At 73.9% G+C, this 23185-nt stretch carries 21 protein-coding genes; 6 read left to right on the top strand and 15 right to left on the bottom strand.

Annotation, left to right across the window (positions count from 1 at the left end; translation table 11 throughout):
- Window positions 1–263 precede the first annotated feature (263 nt).
- The 12 genes from ACFY3U_RS02355 to ACFY3U_RS02410 all read right to left on the bottom strand — a co-directional run bounded on the left by ACFY3U_RS02355 (window position 264) and on the right by ACFY3U_RS02410 (window position 9829).
- A complete protein-coding gene (locus ACFY3U_RS02355; protein WP_387193491.1) occupies window positions 264–542 on the bottom strand; it encodes a hypothetical protein in 279 nt (92 codons plus the stop codon).
- Between the two features lie 54 nt (window positions 543–596).
- A complete protein-coding gene (rdgB, locus tag ACFY3U_RS02360; protein WP_387193494.1) occupies window positions 597–1214 on the bottom strand; it encodes an RdgB/HAM1 family non-canonical purine NTP pyrophosphatase in 618 nt (205 codons plus the stop codon).
- Window positions 1211–1939, bottom strand: coding sequence for a ribonuclease PH (gene rph / locus ACFY3U_RS02365; protein WP_387193497.1), 729 nt, complete (start codon window positions 1937–1939; stop codon window positions 1211–1213). The genes rdgB and rph overlap by 4 nt, the downstream gene beginning before the upstream one ends.
- A 47-nt stretch (window positions 1940–1986) precedes the next feature.
- Window positions 1987–3183 (bottom strand): glycosyltransferase, encoded by a 1197-nt coding sequence (locus ACFY3U_RS02370; protein ID WP_387193500.1) that lies wholly within the window; start codon window positions 3181–3183, stop codon window positions 1987–1989.
- Entirely contained in the window at window positions 3180–4319 is a 1140-nt protein-coding gene (locus tag ACFY3U_RS02375) for a glycosyltransferase family 4 protein (protein ID WP_387193503.1), read from the bottom strand. Before ACFY3U_RS02375 ends, ACFY3U_RS02370 begins: the two co-directional genes overlap by 4 nt.
- 100 nt (window positions 4320–4419) lie before the next feature.
- Entirely contained in the window at window positions 4420–5166 is a 747-nt protein-coding gene (locus ACFY3U_RS02380) for an MBL fold metallo-hydrolase (RefSeq protein ID WP_387193506.1), read from the bottom strand.
- A 194-nt stretch (window positions 5167–5360) separates the two neighbouring features.
- Window positions 5361–6326, bottom strand: a complete 966-nt coding sequence (locus tag ACFY3U_RS02385; RefSeq protein WP_387193509.1) for a PLP-dependent cysteine synthase family protein — start codon at window positions 6324–6326, stop codon at window positions 5361–5363.
- Between the two features lie 14 nt (window positions 6327–6340).
- Window positions 6341–6745 carry a MoaD/ThiS family protein gene (locus ACFY3U_RS02390; RefSeq protein ID WP_387193512.1) on the bottom strand — a complete coding sequence of 135 codons (405 nt, stop codon included), beginning with the start codon at window positions 6743–6745 and terminating at the stop codon, window positions 6341–6343.
- A 65-nt stretch (window positions 6746–6810) separates the two neighbouring features.
- Window positions 6811–7299, bottom strand: a complete 489-nt coding sequence (locus tag ACFY3U_RS02395; protein WP_387193516.1) for a Mov34/MPN/PAD-1 family protein — start codon at window positions 7297–7299, stop codon at window positions 6811–6813.
- Window positions 7300–7354: 55 nt separating this feature from the next.
- Window positions 7355–7855 carry a DUF2017 domain-containing protein gene (locus ACFY3U_RS02400; RefSeq protein WP_387193519.1) on the bottom strand — a complete coding sequence of 167 codons (501 nt, stop codon included), beginning with the start codon at window positions 7853–7855 and terminating at the stop codon, window positions 7355–7357.
- Window positions 7852–8142 (bottom strand): ATP-dependent Clp protease adapter ClpS, encoded by a 291-nt coding sequence (gene clpS, locus ACFY3U_RS02405; RefSeq protein ID WP_387193523.1) that lies wholly within the window; start codon window positions 8140–8142, stop codon window positions 7852–7854. Before clpS ends, ACFY3U_RS02400 begins: the two co-directional genes overlap by 4 nt.
- Before the next feature lie 115 nt (window positions 8143–8257).
- Complete coding sequence (locus tag ACFY3U_RS02410) at window positions 8258–9829, bottom strand: hypothetical protein (protein WP_387193526.1); 1572 nt, start codon at window positions 9827–9829, stop codon at window positions 8258–8260.
- 195 nt (window positions 9830–10024) lie between these two features.
- Between ACFY3U_RS02410 and ACFY3U_RS02415 the strand changes: the two genes are divergently transcribed.
- The 4 genes from ACFY3U_RS02415 to ACFY3U_RS02430 all read left to right on the top strand — a co-directional run bounded on the left by ACFY3U_RS02415 (window position 10025) and on the right by ACFY3U_RS02430 (window position 16075).
- Window positions 10025–12697, top strand: coding sequence for an ATP-binding protein (locus tag ACFY3U_RS02415; RefSeq protein ID WP_387193529.1), 2673 nt, complete (start codon window positions 10025–10027; stop codon window positions 12695–12697).
- Window positions 12698–12713: 16 nt separating this feature from the next.
- Entirely contained in the window at window positions 12714–14000 is a 1287-nt protein-coding gene (locus ACFY3U_RS02420) for a nicotinate phosphoribosyltransferase (protein ID WP_387193532.1), read from the top strand.
- Between the two features lie 22 nt (window positions 14001–14022).
- Entirely contained in the window at window positions 14023–14604 is a 582-nt protein-coding gene (locus ACFY3U_RS02425; protein ID WP_387193535.1) for an isochorismatase family protein, read from the top strand.
- Between the two features lie 64 nt (window positions 14605–14668).
- On the top strand, window positions 14669–16075 hold the full coding sequence (locus ACFY3U_RS02430; protein ID WP_387193538.1) for an MFS transporter: 1407 nt from the start codon (window positions 14669–14671) through the stop codon (window positions 16073–16075).
- Window positions 16076–16419: 344 nt separating this feature from the next.
- On the opposite strand, the gene ctaD is transcribed toward ACFY3U_RS02430, so the two are convergent.
- Window positions 16420–18180 carry a cytochrome c oxidase subunit I gene (gene ctaD, locus ACFY3U_RS02435; protein ID WP_387193542.1) on the bottom strand — a complete coding sequence of 587 codons (1761 nt, stop codon included), beginning with the start codon at window positions 18178–18180 and terminating at the stop codon, window positions 16420–16422.
- Between the two features lie 138 nt (window positions 18181–18318).
- On the bottom strand, window positions 18319–19425 hold the full coding sequence (locus ACFY3U_RS02440; protein ID WP_387193545.1) for an FAD-dependent monooxygenase: 1107 nt from the start codon (window positions 19423–19425) through the stop codon (window positions 18319–18321).
- A 347-nt stretch (window positions 19426–19772) separates the two neighbouring features.
- Between ACFY3U_RS02440 and ACFY3U_RS02445 the strand changes: the two genes are divergently transcribed.
- Complete coding sequence (locus tag ACFY3U_RS02445; protein WP_387193548.1) at window positions 19773–20924, top strand: cellulose binding domain-containing protein; 1152 nt, start codon at window positions 19773–19775, stop codon at window positions 20922–20924.
- 58 nt (window positions 20925–20982) lie between these two features.
- Here ACFY3U_RS02445 and ACFY3U_RS02450 read toward each other — a convergent pair whose 3' ends face one another.
- Window positions 20983–21765 (bottom strand): aldo/keto reductase, encoded by a 783-nt coding sequence (locus ACFY3U_RS02450; protein ID WP_387193551.1) that lies wholly within the window; start codon window positions 21763–21765, stop codon window positions 20983–20985.
- Window positions 21766–21843: 78 nt separating this feature from the next.
- Here ACFY3U_RS02450 and ACFY3U_RS02455 point away from each other — a divergent pair, with 78 nt between their 5' ends.
- Entirely contained in the window at window positions 21844–23154 is a 1311-nt protein-coding gene (locus tag ACFY3U_RS02455) for a threonine synthase (RefSeq protein WP_387193554.1), read from the top strand.
- The last annotated feature ends 31 nt before the right edge of the window (window positions 23155–23185 follow it).

Below are 23185 nucleotides of genomic sequence, written 5' to 3' on the forward strand. Positions count from 1 at the left end.
AAGTCACCTTCCGTAGTGCCGGCTGACCGAGCGCCCAAACCGTTCTTCTCGCTTTGCTCTGCTGCCATCAGCGCGACACGGCTCTTGAGCTGCTTCGATTACTTTCGGTCACCAGATTGGCCACCACGGCCAGGTGACGGAAAGTGCCTGTCGCCTCGGTGGCAGCAGAGCAAAGTCTGCGGGTGGGGCGGAAGGAGGCTGGCCCGGATATCACTATGGGCGACGGCGCGCTCATCCGGGAGGGGGCAAGCCGCCCGCTCCCGTCAGAGGTCGACGACGGTGAGCCACTCGCCGCCGCGTAGGGCGCGGTACCCGTACCGGCCGCGCAGAGCCTGCACGACCGCCGGCAGGTGGGCAGCGCCGTCGTACCCCTCGGCGACGATCAGGTCGCAGGCCGCGAGCCGGTCGGCCACCTGCCGGTAGAACGACGGCAATCCGAAGTGGACCATCGGGAAGAGGACGAACCGCAGCGGCGAATCCGGCCGGGCCAGAGTGATCACGGCGGAACGCAGGCCCAGCACGCTGACCTCGGTGATCTGCATCGCCGCCACTCCCCCGCCACCGGTGGCGTCAGGGTAGGGCGAGCGAGCGACCCGTCAGCCGGCGGGCGGGAGCACCTTGGCGACCAGCTTGGCCAGCTCGCGCAGCGCCTTGCCGCGGTGGCTGATCGCGTCCTTCTCCTGCGGCGTCAGCTCGGCGTTGGTCCGTTCCTGGCCGTCGCCGAGGAAGATCGGGTCGTACCCGAAGCCGCCCTCACCGCGCGGCGCGCGCAGCAGCCGGCCGGCCTGGCGGCCGTCGACCAGGTGCTCCTTGCCGGTGGGCAGCACCAGCGCCACGGTGCAGACGAACGAGGCGCCGCGGTGCTCGTCCGGCAGGTCGGCGATCTGGTCCAGCACCAGCTGGAGATTGGCCCGGTCGTCGCCGTGCGAGCCGGCCCACCGGGCGCTGAACACGCCCGGCATGCCGTTGAGCGCGTCGACCGCGATGCCGGAGTCGTCGGCGATGGTGGGCAGGCCGGTACGCCGGCAGCCCTCCCGGGCCTTGATCAGCGCGTTCTCGCCGAAGGTGAGGCCGCTCTCCGGCAGCTCCGGGTACTCCGCGACGTCGTCCAGGCCGATCAGGGCGACCCGGTGCGCGCCGAGCGCGCCGTCGAGGATCCGCTGCAGCTCGACCAGCTTCTTGCGGTTACGGGTGGCGAGCAGGACCTTGTTCACGATGCGAGCGCCTTCCGCTGAGCCTCGGCCAGTTCCATGCAACCCAGCGTGGCCACGTCCAGCAGCGCGTCGAGCTGGGCCCGGGAGAAGACGCCGTCCTCCCCGGTGCCCTGCACCTCGACGAACTCGCCCTCGCCGGTGCAGACCACGTTCATGTCCACCTCGGCGGCCACGTCCTCCTCGTAGCAGAGGTCCAACCGCGGCTCGCCGGCGACGATGCCGACGCTGACCGCCGCCACCGAGCGGTGCATCACGTTCTCCACCCTGCCGGCCAGCGCCTTGCGCCCGGCCAGCCAGGTCACCGCGTCGTGCAGCGCCACGTACGCGCCGGTGATCGCCGCCGTCCGGGTGCCGCCGTCGGCCTGCAGCACGTCGCAGTCGAGCACGATCGAGTTCTCGCCCAGCGCCTTCAGGTCGATGCTCGCCCGCAGGCTGCGGCCGATCAGCCGGGAGATCTCGTGGGTCCGCCCACCGATCTTCCCGCGCACGCTCTCCCGGTCGGACCGGGTGTTGGTGGCGCGGGGCAGCATGGCGTACTCGGCGGTCACCCAACCGAGCCCGGAGCCCTTGCGCCACCGGGGCACGCCCTCGGTCACGCTGGCCGTGCAGAGCACCCGGGTGCCGCCGAACTCGACGAGGACGGAGCCCTCCGGATGGGTGCTCCAGCCTCGACTCAGGCTCACCGGTCGGAGTTGGTCGGGCCGCCGCCCGTCAGGTCGCGCCATGCCTGCACCCTATGCGGTCGGCTGATCCGGCCGGGTGCGGGCCCGGCTCACCCGACGACGGCGGTGCCCTCCGGCCGGCGCGGGGCGTCAACCGGGTCCGGACCGGGCCCGTCGGCCGGCACGGCCGCGCCGTGCACCCGCAGGAAACCGGCGACCGCCGCGGGCCAACCGAACTCCTCGGCCCGGGCCCGGGCCGCCGCCCGGCGGGCCGCCTCCGGCCGGCCGAGCAGCCGGGTGACCGCCTCGGCCATCGACACCCCGGTCCCGTACGCGGCGAGCCCGGCGCCGCCCACCACCTCGGGCAGCGCGCTGGCCGCGTTGACCACCACCGGTGTGCCGGAGGCCAGCGCCTCCAGGCCGGCCAGCCCGAACGTCTCCACCGGGCCGGGCGCCAGCACCACGTCCGCGTTGGCCAGCAGCGCGGCCACCGAGGCGCGGTCGGGCAGGAAGCCGGTGAAGTGCACCGGCAACCCCGCCGCCCGCCGGGTCAGCGCGGCGCGCAGCGGGCCGTCGCCGGCCATCACCAGCACCGCCGGCACCCCCGAGTGGCGCAGCTCGACGAGCGCCTCGATGGCCAGCTCCGGCCGCTTCTCGGTGGAGAGCCGGGCGCAGTGCACGAGCAGCACCTCGGTGTCGTCGGCGTACCGCTCGCGCAGGCCAGCGTCCGCGCGGTCCGGGTGGAACCCGGCCAGGTCCACCCCGAGCGGCACCAGGTCGACCCTGGGCGCGCCGATCCGGTCGAACTCCTCGGCCGCCCAGCGGGTGGTGCAGACGATCCGGTCGTACGTGGAGACGGTCCGCAGGTTCAGCCGGTCGGCCACCGAACGGGCGCGGCCGCTGGGCATCCGCCACTGGCCCAGCAGCCCGGTCAGGCACTCGTGGGACACCATCACCGACGGCACGCCGTGCGCCCGGGCCCAGTTGCCCGTCCAGCGCAGGGTGGACCGGTCGGAGACCTCCAGCCGGTCGGGCGCCAGCCGGGTCAGCAGCCGCTCCACCGAGCCTCGGGCGGTGAGCAGGCGGTACCCGCCGCTGCCCGGCACCACCGGGCCGGGCAGGGTGAACACGGTCCCCCAGGGGTGCCGGCTGACACCCGGCCGCTCACCCGGGACCACCAGCACCGGGTCGTGCCCGGCCGCGCGGTAGCCCTCGCCGAGGTGGTTGAGCGCGGTACGCAGCCCACCCGAGCGGCCGGTGACGAAGTTCGCGAGCCGGACGATCCGCAGCCCCGACCGGCCGGTCACGCGGCGGCCAGCCCGGTCGCCGGAACCGCGGCGAGCACGGCCTGGTAGTGCCCGATCAGCTCGTCGCCGACAGCCGTCCAGCTGCGCCGGCTCACCGCCACCCGGGCGGCCGCGCCGTACGCGGCCCGCCGGTCGGGGTCGGCGGCGAGGGCGCCCACCGCGTCGGCCAGCGCGCCCTGGTCGCCGGGCGGCACCAGCAGCCCGGTGACGCCGGGTTCGACCAGGTCGACCGGGCCGCCGCAGGCCGGGGCCACCACGGGCAGGCCGCTCGCCGCCGCCTCCTGCACGGTCTGACCGAAGGTCTCGTGCGGGCCGGTGTGCACGAACACGTCCAGGCTGGCGTAGAGGCGGGCCAGCGCCTCGCCGTGCTGCACGCCGAGGAAGTCCACCCGGGGCATGGCCTTCTCCAACTGCCGGCGGGCCGGCCCGTCGCCGACCACCACCACCCGTACGCCGGGCAGCCGGGAGGTCGCCTCCAGCAGGTCGACGCGCTTCTCCGGCGCCAGCCGGCCGACGTACCCGACCAGCACCTCGCCGTTCGGGGCGAGCGACCGGCGCAGGTCGGCGCAGCGCTTGTCGGGGCGGAACCGCTCGGCGTCCACCCCGCGGCCCCACAGCCAGATCCGCTGCACACCGTTGGCGATCAGGTCGGCCGCCGAGCGGGTCGAAGGCGCCAGGGTGCGGTGCGCGGAGTTGTGGATCTCGGCGATCCGGCGCCAGGCCGCCGCCTCGCCCCACCCCATCCCGTACGCCTTCGCGTACGAGGCCACGTCGGTCTGGTAGACGGCGACCGTGGGCAGGCCGTGCCGGTGCGCCAGCGTCGCGGCCCGGGCGCCGAGGATGAACGGGCTGGCCAGGTGCACCACGTCGGGCGCATGCCCGAGCAGCGCGTCGGAGAGCTTGGCGCTGGGCATCCCCAGCCGGAAGCCCTGGTAGTGCGGCAGTGGCACGCTCGGGATCCGCACCACGGGGTACGGCATCCGGTCGATGTGCCGCCGCCGGGCACCCGGCGGCGCGGGTGCGACGACGATCGGGTCGTGGCCGCGGGCGACCAGGTGCTCCGCCGTCCGGACGACCGAGTTTGCGACACCGTTCACGTCGGGCGGGAACGACTCCGTCACGATGGCGATCCGCATGCAGCCACGGTGGGGGCGGCAGCGGTGCGCCAGACGACGGGCCGCTGACGCGACGGCGAACAGTTCCGCACGAAACCGCGCCGCGGCCCGGCGGAACCGGTCAGACCTCGTACGAGGCGCCGGGGCGGACCACTTCCAACGGCCCGGCGTACGCGGCGGCGGCCGACTCCAGGGTGTGCGCCTCGCTACCCCAGGCCGGCACCAGGTGGGTCAGCAGCAGCCGACCGGCGGCCGCCTTGGTGGCCGCCTCGCCGGCCTCACGGCCGGTCAGGTGCAGGTCGGGCGGGTTGTCCGTGCCGTCGAGGTAGCTGGCCTCGCAGAGGAACACGTCGGCGTCCTGGGCCAGCCGCAGCAGCGCGTCGCAGGGGGCGGTGTCCGAGGAGTAGCAGAGCACCCGACCACCGTGCTCCAGCCGCACCCCGTACGTCTCGATCGGGTGGTTCATCCGGTCGACGGTGACGGTGAACGGGCCGATCGGGAAGGTGCCCGGCTGCAGGCCGTAGAACTGGTAGACGTCCTCGACGCCGGCGTCCTCCTGGCCGTACGCGGTGGCCAGCCGGTCCGGCGCGCCCGGCGGGGCGTACACCGGCAGCGGCGGGTACGGGCCGTCCGGGGCGTACCGGCGGACCACCACGTACGACGTGGCGTCGAGGAAGTGGTCGCAGTGCAGGTGGGTCAGCAGGATGGCGTCCGGGGCGTGCAGCCCGGCGTAGCGCTGGAGCGTGGACAGCGAGCCGGGGCCGAAGTCGACCAGCAGCCGGAAGCCGTCCGCTTCGACGAGGTAGGCCGAGCAGGGGGACTCGGGGCCGGGGAAGCTGCCGGCGCAGCCGAGGACCGTCAACTTCATCAGGTCGCTCCGCCGTGACGCACTGTAGTCGGCGGCGCGGTGTCAGCACCGCCGATGATCTTCCCCGACGCGTACGCCACGCTGCGCAGCCTACGCGCAGCGACCGCGGGGCAAGAATCTTCCGCCGCAACTTGTCATCAACGTGACACCCACGGGGCCGGCCGCCGACCGGCGACCGACCCCGTGGTGTGACGTCAGGCCCAGAGCTGGCCCTCGAGCGCGTCCTCGGCGTCGGCCAGCGTGCCGCCGTACGCGCCGGTGGAGAGGTACTTCCAGCCGCCGTCGCAGACCACGAAGGCGACGTCGGCCCGCCGGCCGTCCCGGACCGCCTCGTGCGCCACCGCCAGGGCGGCGTGCAGGATCGCGCCGGTGGAGAAGCCGGCGAAGATGCCCTCCACCTCCACCAGCTGCCGGGTGCGCAGCACCGCGTCCCGGGTGCCGACGGAGAACCGCCGGGACAGCACGGCGGCGTCGTAGAGCTCCGGCACGTAGCCCTCGTCGATGTTGCGCAGCCCGTAGACCAGCTCGCCGTAGCGCGGCTCGGCCGCCACCACCTGGATGCCGTCGACCTTCTCCCGCAGGTGGCGGCCGGTGCCCATCAGGGTGCCGGTGGTGCCCAGCCCGGCCACGAAGTGGGTGATCGTCGGCAGGTCGTGCAGCAGCTCCGGCCCGGTCGTCTCGTAGTGCGCCCGGGCGTTCGCCTCGTTGCCGTACTGGTAGAGCATGACCCAGTCCGGGTGGTCCGCCGAGATCTCCTTCGCGGTCGCCACCGCCTGGTTCGAGCCGCCGGCGGCCGGCGAGAAGATGATCTCCGCGCCGTACATCCGGAGCAGCTGCACCCGCTCGGTCGAGACGTTCTGCGGCATCACGCAGACCAAGCGGTAGCCGCGCAGCTTCGCCACCATGGCCAGCGAGATGCCGGTGTTGCCGCTGGTCGGCTCCAGGATGGTGTCACCGGGCCGGAGCCGGCCGGCCTGCTCGGCCGCGCGCACCATGAACAGGGCCGCCCGGTCCTTGATGCTGCCGGTCGGGTTCCGGTCCTCCAGCTTGGCCCACAGCCGCACCGGCGGCGCCCCGTCGGGCACCGTCGGCGAGAGCCGGGGCAGCCCGACCAGGGGCGTGCCGCCGCAGGCGTCCAAAAGGCTGTCGTACCGCGCCATGGCGACCGCCCCGGTCAGTTGGCGACGGGCGCGCGCCGCGCGACGCGGTGCTGGCCGGTGGCCGCTGCCGCGGCGCGGTGCTGGCCGATCGCCGCTGCCGCGGCGCGGTGCTGGCCGATCGCCGCTGCCGCGGCGAAGCCGAACGCGCCGCCGGCGACGGCCGGCAGGACGGTCACGCTGTCGCCGTCGTTCAGCTTGGCGTCCAGCGCGCCGAGGAAACGGACGTCCTCGTCGTTGACGTAGACGTTGACGAAGCGGTGCAGCGACCCCTCGTCGGTGACCAGCCGGCCGCGCAGGCCGGCGTGCCGGGAGTCCAGGTCGGCGAGCAGCTCGCCGAGCGTGTCGCCGGCGCCCTCGACGACCTTCGCGCCGCCGGTGTAGCTGCGCAGGATGGTGGGGATGCGAACCTCGATGGCCATGACGTGGTGCTCCTTAGTTCGGTGTGCTCGATGACGGACGGAGTGGGGCTACGGCGCTGGACGGGTCAGCTGCCGGAACACTCGTAGTCGACCGTCGCCGGGCTCTGCCCGAACATGTAGGACTGCACGGCGTGCGAATCCACCCCGGCGGCCACGATCCGCACCGGCTCCTCGGTCACCACGCCGTCGACGATCCGGTACGAACGGATCTCCTCCGCGTCCGGCTCCCGGGTGGAGACCAGCAGGTAGTGCGCCCCCGGCTCACCCGCGAAGGCCACGTCCGTGCGGGACGGGTAGGCCTCGGTCGCGGTGTGCGAGTGGTAGATGACGACCGGCTCCTCGTCGCGGTCGTCCAGCTCCCGCCACACCCGCAGCTGCTCCATCGAGTCGAACTCGTAGAACGTCATCGAGCGGGCGGCATTGTCCATCGGGATGTGCCGGGTGGGGGTGTCGCTGCCGGCGGGACCGGCGACCACGCCACAGGCCTCGTCCGGGTGGTCCCGGCGGGCGTGCGCGACGATCGCCTCGACGATCGACCGGTCGATGCTCAGCACGCCGACCAGCCTAACGCCTGCCGGTGACGCGCCGCGAAGTGGCGGCGGTCACCAATCAGTCGATCAGGGCGTTGAGCAGGGATTCCTGCAGATAGCCGAGGTAGGCGTAGACCGACAGTTGGAACACCCGGGAGGAGGTCGGGTCGCTGGCCACCGCGTCGTCCAGCTCCTCGCCCAGGTCGGTGCCGTCCTTGATCTCCAGGCGTACGCCCATCGCCAGCCGGGCGTCGTTGAGCGCCCGCAGCCACGCTTCGGCCGCCTCGGCGTCCAGCCGCACCTCGCCGCCGGCCTCGTCGGGCAGCGCCGCGAGGATCGCGCCGGCCTGGTCGATCTTGGCGGTCTTGAGGTCGCCCTCGGTGTATTGGCGGAACTCCGCCGTGCCGGCCGGATCGTCCGGGTACGCGTCGGGGAAGAGCCGGCCGACCACCGGGTCGGTGTGGTCGAAGCCGTCGGTCAGCAGCCCGACCACCTCGGAGGCGACCTTGCGCAGCACCCGCGCCTCGTCCACCGCGAAGGTGGCGACGTACCGACCGCCCTGTCGGCGGAACATGCTCATGAGCGGTCCACCGTCGCCCAAAGCCCGTACGCGTGCAGCTGCGACGCGTCGTGCTCCATCCGCTCCCGGGCGCCGCTGGACACCACCGCCCGACCCTTGTGGTGCACGTCCAGCATCAGCTTCTCGGCCTTCTCCCGGCTGTATCCGAACAGCTTCTGCAGGACCCAGGTCACGTACGTCATGAGGTTGACCGGGTCGTCCCAGACGATCGTCACCCATGGCCGGTCGGAGACCGGCACCTCGGTGGTGTCCGGCGTCTCGACCGGTGCAACCTGTGGAGCCGCCATGCCCCCCATCGTGCCACCGGTCCCGGCGATCCGATGAACCGGAACGCCGGGGCGGCCCGGATCACCCGCCCGGGCGGCGTGGCCGCAGCCCCTGGTCGGGCCGGCCACGCCCCGCTCAGCCGAGCAGGATGCCGTGGTCGAGCGCATCGGAGAGCACCGCACCGAGCGAGAGACGGATCACCTCGAAACGCCGGGAGACCTCCCGGGACAGCTCCAGCTCGACCTCGCGCAGCGCCCGCTGGGCCCAGGACCGGGCGGCGTTGGAGTCGTCGTTGCCGGGGCTGCGCCAGTGCTGCCAGCAGCCGCCGGAGAGCGCGATGCCGACCGGCGGCAGCACCTCGTCGCGTTCCAGGCCGGGGAAGCCGGCCAACGCGTCGATCGCCCCGGCGCCGACCAGCACGGCCACCCCGGCGGTGCTGGTGACCAGCAGCACCCGGCCCAGCTCACCGCCGTCGGGAAGGTCCTCGAACCCGTGGCGCACGGCCTTGGCGATCCGCCGGCGTACCCCCTCGGCCAGCGGCGCGCCGAACAGCGCGGCCCCGGTGTCGTTGATGAGGCCACGGACGGCCTCGTCGCACTGGGCCGTGGCCAGCAGCGACAGGGCCTCCATCTCCCGGTCGAGCAACTGCGGCAGGCCGGCACAGCCGACCCCGAAGACGATGTCCTGCACCACCCGCAGGTGGATGTTCGCCAACTCCAGGGCGACGTGCTGGCGGATCCGTTGGGCGGCCGCGCGCACCTGGCGGTCGAGCCGGTCGGCGATGTCGGCGGCGTCCAGCTCCGGCAGGACGGTGATCCGGCCGTGCGAGCCGGGCGGCACCGGCGGCTCCGCGCTGGAGCGGCGCAGACCCTCGTTTACCGCCCAGCCGACCAGGGCCCGGCGCAGTGCGGCGTGGTCGCCCGGCCGGACCGGGAACCAGCGCGCGTCGACGAGCCCGGGCACCGCGGTGAGCAGGGTGGCCCGGTGGGCCGCCACCGACACGGCGGCCGGGTCCACCGGAACCCGGGCCCGGCCGGAGGCCGCGGCCCCGGTGCGCGCCGGCCCGACCGGCGCCGCCGCCTCCGGTGCGGCGCCCCGAGGCGGCGGCTGCTCCCAGCCCGCCGCCCCCGGGGTGACCACGAAGACCACCTCGACCGGCGCCCGGGCCACCTCGGCGAGCAGATGCAGCTCGGCGGCGGTGAAGGCCTGGTCGGCGCCGATCACGAAGAGCAGCGCACCGGCCCGGCCGATCGCGTCCAGCAGCACCCGGCCGTTGGCCACCCCGAGCGAGCCGGTGTCGGGTGTGTCCAGCACGGCGAAGTGCCGCAGCAGCGGCTCCGGCACGGTCAGCTCCACCCGGCGCGGCGGCCGGGCCAGCGCCGGGCCGGCCGCCGTCTGGTCGGCGCCGTACGAGTGCGGCTGGCGGTAGCCCGGCACGTACGCCGCCCGGGTCGGCACCCGGGCGTGGCTGACCAGCAGGCTGCCGCCGGCCGGCACCACGAGCATCGCCGGGTCCAGCCCGATCAGGGCGGCGAGCACCTCCCGCCGGCCGGCACCGGCCGGACCGGCGGCGACGACCGCCAGCGGCGCGTCGGGCAGCGGTGTGGTGACGCCCAGCCGGGTCGGCATCGACCCGCGGCTGAGCCGCTGCGTCGCCTCGTCCGGGTCGTCGGACGAGTCGACCGAGCGGAGAGGACCCGACTGCATCGGACGGCCTCCCGGTGTGCGCGACCGGTGTGCCGGTCGGATGGAGTTCCGGTGGTGATGCCCCGGATGCCGAAGACTACGCGCCCGCGAGGGCACCCGCGGCACACCCGGCTACTTAGCGGTGGTCACGAGACTACTCAACTTCAGTGCGTGACGAAGCACCTGGATCGGGATTTCCGTCGATATGCTGCGGCGATGAGTCGGTGGGGGTTCGTCGGCCGCCGGGCTGAGCTCGACCGCCTGCGCTCAGCGGTGCGCGACGACCACGCTGACGGGCTGTTCCTCAGCGGCAGCGCGGGGGTCGGCAAGAGCCGGCTGCTGCGCGAGGCGGTGTCCGCGCTGCCCACCGACCGGTACGCGATCTGGTTCGTGTCGGCCAGCACCGCCACCCCCGCGCTGCCCTTCGGCGGGCTGGCCCAGGTGCTGCCCGCGGCCCAGCCGGCCGGCCTGTCCCCCGCCGGGGTGCTGCGCTGGGGGGTGGAGGTGCTGCGGGAGCAGGCGGCCGGGCGGCCGATCGTGCTCGCCATCGACGACGCGCACCTGCTCGACCCGCCCTCGGCCGCGCTGGTGCACCTGCTGGGCCGGGCCGCGAACACCACCATCCTGGGCACGCTGCGCAGCGGCGAGCAGATCCCGCTGCCCATCCGCGCACTGTGGACCGACGACCTGGTCGAGCACGCCGAGCTCGGCCCGCTCGGCCCGACCGAGACCACCGACCTGCTCGCCGCCATCCTCGACGGCCCGGTCGACGCCACCTCCGCCGACCGGCTGTTCCGGCTCTCCGCCGGCAATCCGCTGCTGGTACGCGAGCTGGTCCTCGCCGCCGGCGGCAGCGACGAGCTGCACCGGGCGTACGGGGTGTGGCGGTGGACCGGGCGGCTCGAGCTGGCGCCCACCCTGACCGACCTGATCGACGCCCGGATCGGCCGGCTCGAGCCGGGGGTGCGCGCCGTGCTGGAGCTGGTCGCGTTCGGCGAGCCGCTCGGCCTGCACCTGCTCGACCAGGCCGCCGACCCGGCCGACGTGGAGCTCGCCGAGGAGCGCGGGCTGATCACCGTGGCGCACGACGACCGGCGGGTCGACGTCCGGCTGGCGCACCCGCTGTACGGCGAGGTGATCCGCCGCCGCTGCCCGGTCACCCGGACCAGACGGCTGCACGCGCGCCTGGCCGAGCTGCTGGAACGGGTGGGCGCCCGGCGCCGGGGCGACCTGCTGCGGGTGGCGGTGTGGCGGCTGGGCTCGGGCACCGCGCAGGACGCCGGCCAGCTGCTCGGCGCGGCCGTCCAGGCGTTCGCCCGGTACGACGTACCCCTGGCGACCCGGCTGGCCCGCGCGGCGCTGGACGCCGACGGCGGCTTCGACGCGGCGGAGCTGCTCGCCACCATCCTGGTCTTCGCCGACCGGCCGGACGAGGCGCTCCGGGTGCTCGACTCGGTGGCCGACCAGGTGCACGACGACCGGCGGCGCAGCCGCTGGGTGACCGTCCGCGGCATGGTGAGCTACTGGGGGCTGAGCCGGCTCTCCACCGTGGACGAGCTGGCCGCCGAGGCGGCGACGCTGACCGACCCGGGCGACCGGTCCCGGGTCCGGGCCTTCGAGGCGATCATGCGGCTGCACGGGCTGGACACCGACGCGGCCCTGCGGCTGAGCCGATCGGTGCTGGACCGCCCGGCGGCCTGTGTCGCGGCCCGCGAGCTGGCCCGGTGCGCCGTCGCGCACCTGGACGCGGCGTGCGGGCGGTTCACCGACAGCGCCGCGGCGGTCGCCCGGGTCGCCGTCGAGACCCCGCGCTGGCGCGCCGACATGCCCTACCTGCAACTGGCCATGGAGTTGGCCCGGGGCACCCGGTTGGCGCTCGCCGGCGACCTGCCCGGGATCGACGCGATCGCGGCGGACGAGTTCGCCGACCAGGCCGGCGCCGGTGACTTCCGGCTCGGCACCGGCTACCTGGCCGTCCTCCAGGCGTACGCGGCCCGGCTGCGCGGACGCGCCGGCGAGGCGCTCACCCTCAGCCTGGGCGCCTGCGCCGTGCTCACCACCAGCCGGGTCTACGCCGGCCTCGCGCACGCCGAACGGGCCCAGGCCGCCGCGCTGCGCGGGGAGGCCGAGCACGCCGCCGCGGCGATGGCCGAGGCCGACCGGACCCATTCGGCCGGCATGGCGGTGCTCTATCCGTGGCTGGAGCAGGCCCGCGCGGCGGTGCTGGCGGCCGGCGGCGACCTGCCGGGCGCCGCCAAGCACCTCGGCGAGCTGGCCGACCGGCTACGGGCCGACGGGCTGGCCGGGCACGAGGTGCTGGTCCTGCACGACCTGGTACGGCTCGGGCAGGCCACCGCACCGGTGGGGCCGACCCGCACCGACGGCAGCCGGCGCACGGTGGCGCAGCGGCTGGGCGAGCTCTCCGAACGGGTCGACGGCCCGCTGGCGCCGCTGCTCGCCCGGTACGCCCGGGCCGCCGCCGGCGGTGACGGGCCCGGCCTGCTCGCGGCGGCCGAGGGGCTGGCCGAGCGGGACCTGCCGCTGTGGGCGGCCGAGGCCGTCGCGCAGGCGCTGCCGCCGTTGCGGCGGTCGGCCGCGGCGACCGCCGCGCACCGCCGGCTGGCCGACCTGCTCGGCCGCTGCGACGCGGTGCGCACCCCGGCGCTGGACGCGCTGCGCCCGGCGCTGACCGACCGGGAGTTCGAGATCGCCCTGCTGGCCGCCGACGGGGTGACCAGCCGGGTCATCGCCGAGCGGCTGTTCCTGTCGATCCGCACGGTGGAGAACCACCTGCAGCGGGTCTACAGCAAGCTCGGCGTGGCCGGGCGGGGCGAGCTGCGCACGGCGCTGCGGTCCTTCCCGGGCCAGCACGGCGAGGAATCCGGGTGAACTCTAGGCTGGGGACGTGACCACCCTTCGCCCCGCGCTGCTCACCGACCACTACGAGCTGACCATGGTCGGCGCCGCCCTGCGGGACGGCACCGCCGACCGGCGGTGCACCTTCGAGGTGTTCGGCCGCCGCCTGCCGGCCGGCCGCCGGTACGGGGTGGTCGCCGGCACCGCGCGGCTGGTCGAGCTGATCCGCGACTTCCGCTTCCACCCCGAGGAGATCGACTTCCTGCGCCGCACCGGCGTGGTGGACGAGCCGGCCGCGCAGTGGCTGGCGGGCTACCGGTTCACCGGCGACATCGACGGGTACGCCGAGGGCGAGCTGTTCTTCCCCGGCTCCCCCATCCTCACCGTCTCCGGCGGCTTCGCCGAGTGCGTGGTGCTGGAGACCCTGGTGCTGTCGGTGCTCAACCACGACTGCGCGATCGCCGCGGCCGCCGCCCGGATGGTCACCGCCGCCCGCGGCCGGGCGCTGATCGAGATGGGCGCCCGGCGGGCGCACGAGGAGTCGGCGGTCGCCGCCGCCCGGGCCGCGTACCTGGCCGGCTTCCGCTTCACCTCCAACCTCGCCGCCGGCCAGCGGTACGGCATTCCGACCGCGGGCACCGCCGCGCACGCGTTCACCCTGCTGCACGACGACGAGAAGGCGGCGTTCGCCTCGCAGGTCGCCACGCTGGGCAGGGACACCACGCTGCTGGTCGACACGTACGACATCAGCCAGGGCATCCGCAACGCGATCGAGGTGGCCGGGCCGGAGCTGCGGGCCATCCGGATCGACTCCGGCGACCTCGCGGTGATCGCCCAGCAGTCCCGGGAGCTGCTCGACTCGCTGGGCGCCACCGAGACGAAGATCATCGTCTCCGGCGACCTCGACGAGTACGCCATCGCCTCGCTCGCCGCCGAGCCGGTCGACATGTACGGCGCCGGCACCGCCGTGGTCACCGGCTCCGGGGCGCCCACCGCCGGTCTGGTCTACAAGCTGGTCGAGGTGGACGGGCGGCCGGTGGTCAAGCGCTCCGAGCACAAGGCCACCATCGGCGGCCGGAAGGTCGCGGTACGCCGGCACAAGCCGACCGGCACCGCCACCGAGGAGGTCGTCGTGCCGCAGGGCGTGCCGGACCGGCGGCCCAACGACCGGATGCTGCAGCACTCGCTGGTCGTCGAGGGTGAGCCGGTGGCGCTGCCGTCGCTGGCCGAGTCCCGCGAACACCTGCGCCAGTGCCTGATCTCCATCCCGTGGGAGGGCCTCAAGCTCTCCGCCGGCGACCCGGCCATCCCGGTCACCGTCGTACCCGCCTCCTGACCCCCCGAAGGGAGCACCTCCGATGGCCAACGCACTGATCATCGTGGACGTGCAGAACGACTTCTGCGAGGGCGGCTCGCTCGCCGTCGCCGGCGGGGCGGGCGTCGCCGCCGGCATCTCCCGGTTGCTGGCCGACCAGCCGGGCCGCTGGGACCACGTGGTCGCCACCAAGGACTACCACGTCGACCCGGGCGCGCACTTCGGTGACCCGCCGGACTTCGTCGACTCCTGGCCGCGGCACTGCGTGGTCGGCACCGCCGGCAGCGAACTCCACCCGGACCTGGCCACCGACCGGGTCGAGGCGATCTTCCACAAGGGCGAGCACGCGGCCGCGTACTCCGGCTTCGAGGGGCACGCCGACGACGGCGAGGGCCTGGCCGCCTGGCTGCGCCGGCGCAACGTGGACCGGGTCGACCTGGTCGGCATCGCCACCGACCACTGCGTACGCGCCACCGCGCTGGACGCCGCCCGGGAGGGGTTCGCCACCACGGTGCTGCTGGACCTGACCGCGGCGGTGGCACCGGAGACCCTCGACGTGGCGCTGCGGGCGATGGCGGGCGCCGGGGTCACCACGTCGGGTGAGCCTGTGATCAGGGCCGCTTGACCCGGTAATCGCTTGCCGATGCCCCGCCTCCGGTCCAGGATGACCGCCGGAGGTACGGACCATCATGAACCTGACGCCTTACCGGCGGGCGCTCGCGCTGCCCGGGCTCCGTCCGCTGCTGCTGGTGTCGGTGTTGGCCCGCATCCCGGTCTCGGCCACCGGGGTGACCCTGACCTTCTTCGTCGTGCTCGACCTGGGTCGCGGCTACGGCGCGGCCGGTCTGGTCGGCGCCGCGCTGACCGTCGGGGCGGCGCTCGGCTCCCCGCTGCTCGGCCGCCTGGTCGACCGGCGCGGCTTGCGCCCGGTGGTCGCCCTGACAACGGTGGTCGAGGGGGTCTTCTGGGCCGCGGCGCCGACCCTGAGCTATCCGGTGCTGTTGCCGGCCGCCTTCGTGGCGGGGCTGCTCGCCCTGCCGGTCTTCTCGGTGATCCGCCAGTCGATCGCCGCGCTGGTGCCCGCCGACCGACGCCGCCCGGCGTACGCGCTGGACTCGATGTCGGTGGAGCTGTCGTTCATGGTCGGGCCGGCGCTCGCGGTCGCGCTCGCCACCGCCGTCTCACCCCGCTACACACTCTGGCTGGTCGGTGCCGGCATGGTCGGCTCCGGCGTGGCGCTCTGGCTGCTGAACCCGCCCACCCGGGGCGCCGAGGAGCCCGCCGGGCCACGCCCGGCCGTCCCGCGCCGGCAGTGGCTCACCCCCCGCCTGCTGGCCGTGCTGGCCGTCAGCACCGCGGCCACGCTGGTGCTGGGCGGCACCGACGTCGCGGTGGTGGCCGTGCTGCGGGCCAGCGGCGAGGTGGGCTGGACGGGCGCGGTGCTCTCCATGTGGGCGGTCGCCTCGCTGGTCGGCGGCTTCACGTACGGCGCGGTCAGCCGGTCGCTCTCGCCGCTGGCGCTGATGGCGGCGCTGGCCGCCTGCACCATCCCGGTCGGGCTGGGCGGCAGCCACTGGTGGCTGCTGTGTCTCACCCTGATCCCGGCCGGCGCGCTCTGCGCCCCCACCCTGGCCGCCACGTCAGACGCGGTCAGCCGGCTGGCTCCCGCAGCCGTCCGGGGCGAGGCGATGGGCCTGCACGGCTCCGCCGTCACGGTCGGCATCGCGCTCGGCGCACCGCTGGCCGGCGCGGTGATCGACGCCAGCGCGCCGCTCTGGGGCTTCGCGGTCACCGGCGCGCTCGGTCTACTGGTGGCCCTCGTGGTGCTGCCGATCGAGCTGCGCCACCGCCGCCACGCGGGCACCGCCGGCACCCACGCCGAGCACGCTCTCGCTCCGTCCACCGACCCCGCACCGTCAGCCGACCCCGCACCGTCAGCCGACCCGCTCCGGCAGCCGACCCGGTCCCGGCCGAGCCGGCCGCGACCGCATCCGCCACTGTGGCGCCGGCCGGCGCTGCGGTGCTGGTGCCGCCGATCCGTGCCACGCGAGGTTAACGCTTCCCGGCCCCGACTCAGATCGGCCACTGGGGGTTGATCGGCGTCGCGGCCCGGCATCGGCCGCGTGGCCCCCGGGCGTCGGACCGGCGGCAAGGGCAGGGGACGCCGTCCGCGCGGGAGGACGGTGGTCATGCCCGTCCCGGCGGGCCTGTGGCTGGTAAGCGTTATGCCTCAGAGGCATAAATATGCCTCTGAGGCATAACGCTTGTCAGGAGATTCGATCCGGCCGGCGTCACTGACAGTAGTGATCGGCGAGCCGCATTTTCGGTCGGCCGACAACCCGGCGGAGCGATGCGTCTCCGTACCCATGTCGGTAACGGCCGCGGGCGCCGTACCCCGGGAAGTGGGGTGCGGCGCCCGTGGGCGGAGCGGCGGTGGAACCTAGCGCTGGTCGACGTTCGCCGCGGTGTCCTCCTGGTAGCTGGCGCCACCGTTGGACTCGCTGGTCAGCGGCTTGGCGCCGCCCTCCGGCGGGCCCGCGACGCTCTGGCCGCCGGCGGCCAGCTCCGGGAACTTGTAGTCGAAGGCCGGCCGCTCGGAGCGGATCCGCGGCATCCGGTCGAAGTTCCGCAGCGGGGGCGGCGAGCTGGTCGCCCACTCGAGCGAGTTGCCGTGACCCCACGGGTCCTCGACCTCGACCACCGGGCCGGTCTTGTACGACTTCCAGCAGTTGTAGATGAACGGCAGCGTGGAGATACCGGTCAGGAACGCGCCGATGGTGGAGATGGTGTTGAGCGTGGTGAAGCCGTCGCTCGGCAGGTAGTCGGCGTACCGCCGCGGCATGCCCTCGTTGCCCAGCCAGTGCTGGATCAGGAAGGTGGTGTGGAAACCGATCATGGTCAGCCAGAAGTGCAGCTTCGCGAGCCGCTCGTCGAGCATCCGGCCGAACATCTTCGGGAACCAGAAGTAGATGCCGGAGAAGACGGCGAACACGATCGTGCCGAACAGCACGTAGTGGAAGTGCGCCACCACGAAGTACGAGTCGGAGACGTGGAAGTCCAGCGGCGGGCTGGCCAGCAGCACACCGGTCAGACCACCGAAGAGGAACGTCACCAGGAAGCCGATCGCGAAGAGCATCGGCGACTCGAAGCTGATTTGGCCACGCCACATGGTGCCGATCCAGTTGAAGAACTTCATACCGGTCGGCACGGCGATCAGGTAGCTCAGGAAGCTGAAGAACGGCAGCAGCACCTGGCCGGTGGCGAACATGTGGTGCGCCCACACGCTCATCGACAGCGCGGCGATGGAGATGGTCGCGGCGACCAGACCCTTGTAACCGAAGATCGGCTTACGGGAGAAGACCGGGATGACCTCGCTGATGATGCCGAAGAACGGCAGCGCGACGATGTACACCTCGGGGTGCCCGAAGAACCAGAACAGGTGCTGCCACAGCATCGGCCCACCGGTCGACGCGTCGTACACGTGCGCGCCGATCAGCCGGTCCGCCGCGAGCGCGAACAGGGCGGCGGCCAGCAGCGGGAAGACCAGGATCGCCAGCAGGCTGGTGACCAGCAGGTTCCAGGTGAAGATCGGCATCCGGAACATGGTCATGCCGGGCGCGCGCAGGGTCAGGATCGTGGTGATCATGTTGACCGCGCCGAGGATGGTGCCCAGACCGGAGATGGCCAGGCCCACGATCCACATGTTGGCGCCGACACCCGGGGAGTGCTCCACGGTGCTCAGCGGCACGTAGGCGAACCAGCCGAAGTCGGCGGCGCCGCCGGGGGCGATGAAGCCCGCGGTGGCGATCGTGCCGCCGAAGAGGTACAGCCAGTAGGCGAAGGCGTTCAGCCGGGGGAACGAGACGTCGGGCGCGCCGATCTGCAGCGGCACCACGTAGTTACCGAAGGCGAACACGATCGGCGTCGCGAAGAACAGCAGCATGATCGTGCCGTGCATGGTGAAGAGCTGGTTGTACTGCTCGGGCGACAGGAACTGCATGCCCGGCCGCGCCAGCTCGGCCCGCATGATCAGCGCCATCAGGCCACCGATCATGAAGAACGCGAACGCGGTGACCATGTACATGATCCCGATCTGCTTCGCGTCCGTGGTGCGCAGCAGCCGCGCGAATGCCGACCCCTTGACCGGCTCTCGGACCGGCCAGGGCCGGGTCACGACCGGCTTGGGTGCGACGGTGGTCACGAATGGCCTCCGGTTCTCGGTTGTCCCGCTCGGCACGCGCTTCCAGCTGCGAGCCGTCATCCGCAAGGAGGATAGTCCCCGGGAGGTGGCACCGCCGACGGGGGTGGTCGGGCAGGCTGGGCGGGGGCTCGTGTCCCGTCAGAGCGGGCCCACCAGGAGTCGGTAGTGCTCCCGGAAGATCCGCCCGCCGCGCCCGCGCAGCAGCGGATCGCGCAGCGCCGGCGGCACGTCCCGGGTCCGGTTGCGGTCCCGGGTCCGGTCCCGCACCCATCGGGTGCGCGGCCGCCGGCGACTCTCGTACGCGACCAGCGCCGCCTCCACGCTGCCGGCCGCGCGCAGCGACTCGGCGAGCACCACGGCGTCCTCCACGGCCATCGCGGCGCCCTGGGACAGCGTCGGCGCGGTGGCGTGGGCCGCGTCCCCGACCAGCAGCACCCGGCCGTGGTGCCAGCGCCCCAGCTCCACCTCCTCGGTGAGGCCGACCTGCACGTCGCCGAGCGCCTCCAGCACCGCCGGCACCGGCCCGCCGTACCCGCCGAAGAGCTCCCGCAGCCGGGCCACCGGGTCGGCCGGGGCGACCGTGCCGGCCTCGTCGGCGTAGCAGTACAGCCGGCCGGCGCCGGTCGGCACCACCAGGAAGCCGGCGCGCTGCCCGAGCAGCGCCGTCCAGTCGGTGACCTCCGGCCCGTCCCGGACCACCCCGCGGTAGGTCACCTGACCGGCGGGGCGGGGCGGACCGCCGAGCGCGCCGAGCGCCCGTACCGCGGATCGCGGCCCGTCCGCGCCGACCACCAGGTCGTACTCGCCCCCGGTGCCGTCGGCGAAGGTGACGCCGACACGGCCCGGCAGCAGCTCCAGCGCGCAGACCTCGGCGCCGTGCCGGACGGCGCCGCCGGCGGCGCTGAGCAGCACCTGGTGCAGGTCACGGCGGGGCAGCGCCCGGCACTCGCCGACCCCGGCCCAGAGCGCGTCGAGGTCGACCTCGCAGAGCGGCTCGCCGGCGGCGTCCAGGAAGCGTTGCCGGTGCACTACCTGCCCGAGCCGGCGGACCGGGTCGGCCAGGTCCAGCCGGCGCAGCGCGCGGTCGGCGTTGCCCGGAAGGTACAGGCCGGTGTCGGCGAGCTGGTTCGGCGGGAGCTTCTCGGTGACGTCCGGCCGGAACCCCGCCATCCGCAGCGCCCGCGCCACCGCCAGGCCGGCGATGCCCGCGCCGACGACGAGGACGCGCAGGGGGATGCCACCCATGGTGGTGTACGCCTCCGGAGGGGTTCGGCACGCGTTGGAGGCAAGACACTACTCGCCGCAGCGGCCCCCTCGACAGGGCCGACAGGCCCGTACGCCGGACCGCGGGGCCGCCCAACGCCCCCGCCAACGGGCTCGTTTCCGCTGGTCGGAGGAGGACCCCTCGGCCGTGTCGCCGGGCCGTCGATGGCCGCCCGGTCGGCCGTCGTACGCGAGCCGGCGAAGATTCACTTAACCGGTTCTGTTGCATTGTCGTTGCAGGCATGTAAATGTGTCGACAGAACCTGGGAGCGCTCCCGAACGTACCACCACCCGTCCGGCGCCCCCCACGCCGAAGTTCAAGGAGCATGATGAAGCGTTCACTCCGCGCCATCGCCGCGGCCGGCCTGCTGGCCGCCGGGTCGCTGGTTGCCGTAGCCCTCGGCGGCACCGCCTCCGCCGACACCCAGATCTGCGACCAGTTCGGCTCGACCGTCGTCGGCGGCAGGTACGTGGTGCAGAACAACCGCTGGGGCACCACCGCCACCCAGTGCATCAACGCCACCGACACCGGGTTCAGCATCACCACCCAGCAGGGCTCGTCACCCACCAACGGCGCTCCGGTGTCGTACCCGTCGATCTTCGCGGGCTGCCACTACACCAACTGCTCCCCCGGCACCAACCTGCCGCTGCAGGTGAAGTCGATCAGCAGCGCGCCGGGCAGCATCAACTACACGTACGTCAGCGGCGCGACCTACGACGCCGCGTACGACATCTGGCTGGACCCGACTCCGAAGAAGGACGGGGTCAACCAGATGGAGATCATGATCTGGCTCAACCGGCAGGGCCCGATCCAGCCGATCGGCGCCCCGGTGGGCAACACCACCCTCGCCGGGCGCAGCTGGGAGGTCTGGCGCGGCAGCAACGGCCAGAACAACGTGATCTCGTACGTGGCGCCGTCGCCGATCGCCAGCCTGAGCTTCGACGCGATGGAGTTCATCAACGACACCAAGAACCGGGGCGCGATCACCGCGGACTGGTACCTGACCAGCATCCAGGCCGGCTTCGAGCCGTGGCAGGGCGGCGCCGGCCTCGCGGTCAGCGGCTTCTCGCAGAGCGTCAACACCGGCGGCGGCACCACCCCGCCGCCGCCCAGCCCGACCCCGACGCCGACCGGCAGCACGCCCCCGCCGCCGGCGGGCGGCAGCTGCACGGTGAAGTACACCCCGACCAGCACCTGGAACAACGGCTTCACCGCCGAGCTGGTGATCACCAACACCGGCTCCAGCGCGGTCAACGGCTGGACGCTGGCCTACAACCTGCCGACCGGGCAGCAGATCACCAACTCGTGGAACGCCACGGTGAGCCAGAGCGGCAGCGCGGTCACCGCGAAGAACGTCAGCTACAACGGCTCGATCGCGCCGGGTGGCACCGCCAACTTCGGCTACCAGGCGTCGATGAGCGGCTCGTTCACCGCGCCGAGCAGCTTCACCCTCAACGGCCAGACCTGCGCCAAGGTCTGATCCACGACGCGGGGGCGGGCGCGGTCGCGACGACCACGCCCGCCCCTCGCCGTCGCGGTCAGCCGCCCAGCGCGTCGATGTCGCGCATCTCCTCGGCGGTCAGCGAGAAGCGGAAGACGTCGAAGTTGGCCCGGATCCGGTCCGGGGTCACCGACTTGGGGATCACCACGATCTCGTGGTCGATGTGCCAGCGCAGCACCACCTGCGCGGGCGACACGCCGTGCGCCGCGGCGATCCGGCTCAGCACCGGGTCGGCCAGGTCGCTGGTCTTGAACGGGCTGTACCCCTCCAGCACCACGCCGCGGTCCCGGTGCTCGGCGTGCCGCTGCCGGTCGTACAGCGACGGGCTCCACCGGATCTGGTTGACCGCCGGGTTCTCCTCGGTGGCCTGGATCAGCTCGTCGATCTGCGCGGTGCTGTAGTTGCTCACCCCGACCGCCCGGGTCAGCCCCGCCTCGCGCGCCGCGAGCAGCTCCCGCCACATCGGGATGCTGTCGGCCGGCGACGACGGCGGCCAGTGGATCAGCCACAGGTCGACGTGGTCGGTGCCCAGGGCGGCCAGGCTCGCCTCCAGCGTCTCCCGCTCCCGGCCCACCCGGTCCGGCGGCAGCTTGGTGGTGACGAAGACGTCCTCCCGGCGCAGCCCGCTCTCGGCGATCGCCCGACCCACCTCGTCCTCGTTGCGGTACATGGTGGCGGTGTCCAGGTGCCGGTAGCCGGCGTCCAACGCGGCCAGCACGGCGTCGTAGCCGGCCTGGCCGGTGGCCTGCCAGGTGCCGAAGCCGAGCAGTGGCATCCGCACGTCGCCGGCGAGCAGCACGGTGGGCTGATCATTGTCCATGCCGACCGTTCTACCCGTGATCGCCCGGGACATGCCGGGGCATCCGGCGAACCGCAGCGGTCTGCCGGAGAATACGGTGTGGCGGACCGGTTGGAGGAGTACCGACGCAGGCGGGACGCGGCACGCACCCCGGAGCAGGTCCCCGGGCCGGGCCAGCCGGCGCTGGCTGAGCATCGACGCGGCCTGACGGCGAGGAGCATCGTGTACCTGACCCACCTGGAGTGCCCGCGCTGCGGGCGGGAGCACGACGCCGGCAGGCCGGCCAACCTCTGCGGCTGCGGCTCCCCGCTGCTGGCCCGCTACGACCTCGCCGCGGTGGCGAAGGCGGTCGCGCCGGAGCGGTTCGGGCTGCGCCCGGCCGACCTGTGGCGCTACCGGGAGCTGCTGCCGGTGGCCGACGAGCGGCACGTCACCACGTTGGGCGAGGGCTGGACGCCGCTGTGGCGCGCGCCGGCGTACGGCCACGAGATCGGCCTCCCGGACCTGCTGGTCAAGGACGAGGGGCTCACCCCGACCGGCTCGTTCAAGGCGCGCGGCGCGGCGGTCGGCGTGTCCCGGGCCCGCGAGCTGGGCATCGAGCGGATCGCCATGCCCACCAACGGCAACGCGGGGGCGGCCTGGGCGACGTACGCGGCCCGGGCCGGGATGGGCGCGACGATCGCCATGCCGCTGTCCGCGCCGACCATCTGCCGCCGCGAGTGCGTGGCAGCCGGGGCCGACCTGCGGCTGGTCGACGGGCTGATCTCGGACGCCGGCCGGTGGGTGGCGGAGCTGGTCGCCGGCTCGGACGGCGCGGTCTTCGACGCCGGCACGCTGCGCGAGCCCTACCGGCTGGAGGGCAAGAAGACGATGGGGTACGAGCTCGTCGAGCAGCTCGGCTGGCAGGTGCCCGACGTGATCATCTATCCGACCGGGGGCGGGGTCGGGTTGATCGGCATCCACAAGGCGATGCACGAGCTGATCGAGCTGGGCTGGGCGGAGCACCGGCTGCCCCGGCTGGTGGCCGTGCAGTCCACCGGCTGCGCCCCGATCGTCCGGGCGTTCGCCGCCGGGCAGGACCGCGCCGAGCCGTGGGCGGACGCGCACACCGTCGCGTTCGGGATCACCGTCCCCGCGCCGCTGGGCGACGAGCTGATCCTGGCCGCGCTGCGCGAGTCCAGCGGCACCGCGATCGCGGTGGACGACGCGGAGATCCTGGCCGACCTGCGGGACTTCGCCGCCCGGGAGGGGCTGCTGCTCTGCCCGGAGGGTGCGGCCTGCCTGACCGCCGCCCGGCACCTGCGGGCCGGTGGCTGGATCCGCCCGGGCGAGCGGGTGGTGGTGCTGAACACCGGCGCCGGGCTGAAGTATCCGGAGACGGTGGACGTCACCGGCGTACCGGTGCTCTGAGGCGCCCTCGCTCCGCGCCCGGCGCGGAACA

Source organism: Micromonospora sp. NPDC000089, from assembly GCF_042899365.1.
Lineage (GTDB): Bacteria > Actinomycetota > Actinomycetes > Mycobacteriales > Micromonosporaceae > Micromonospora.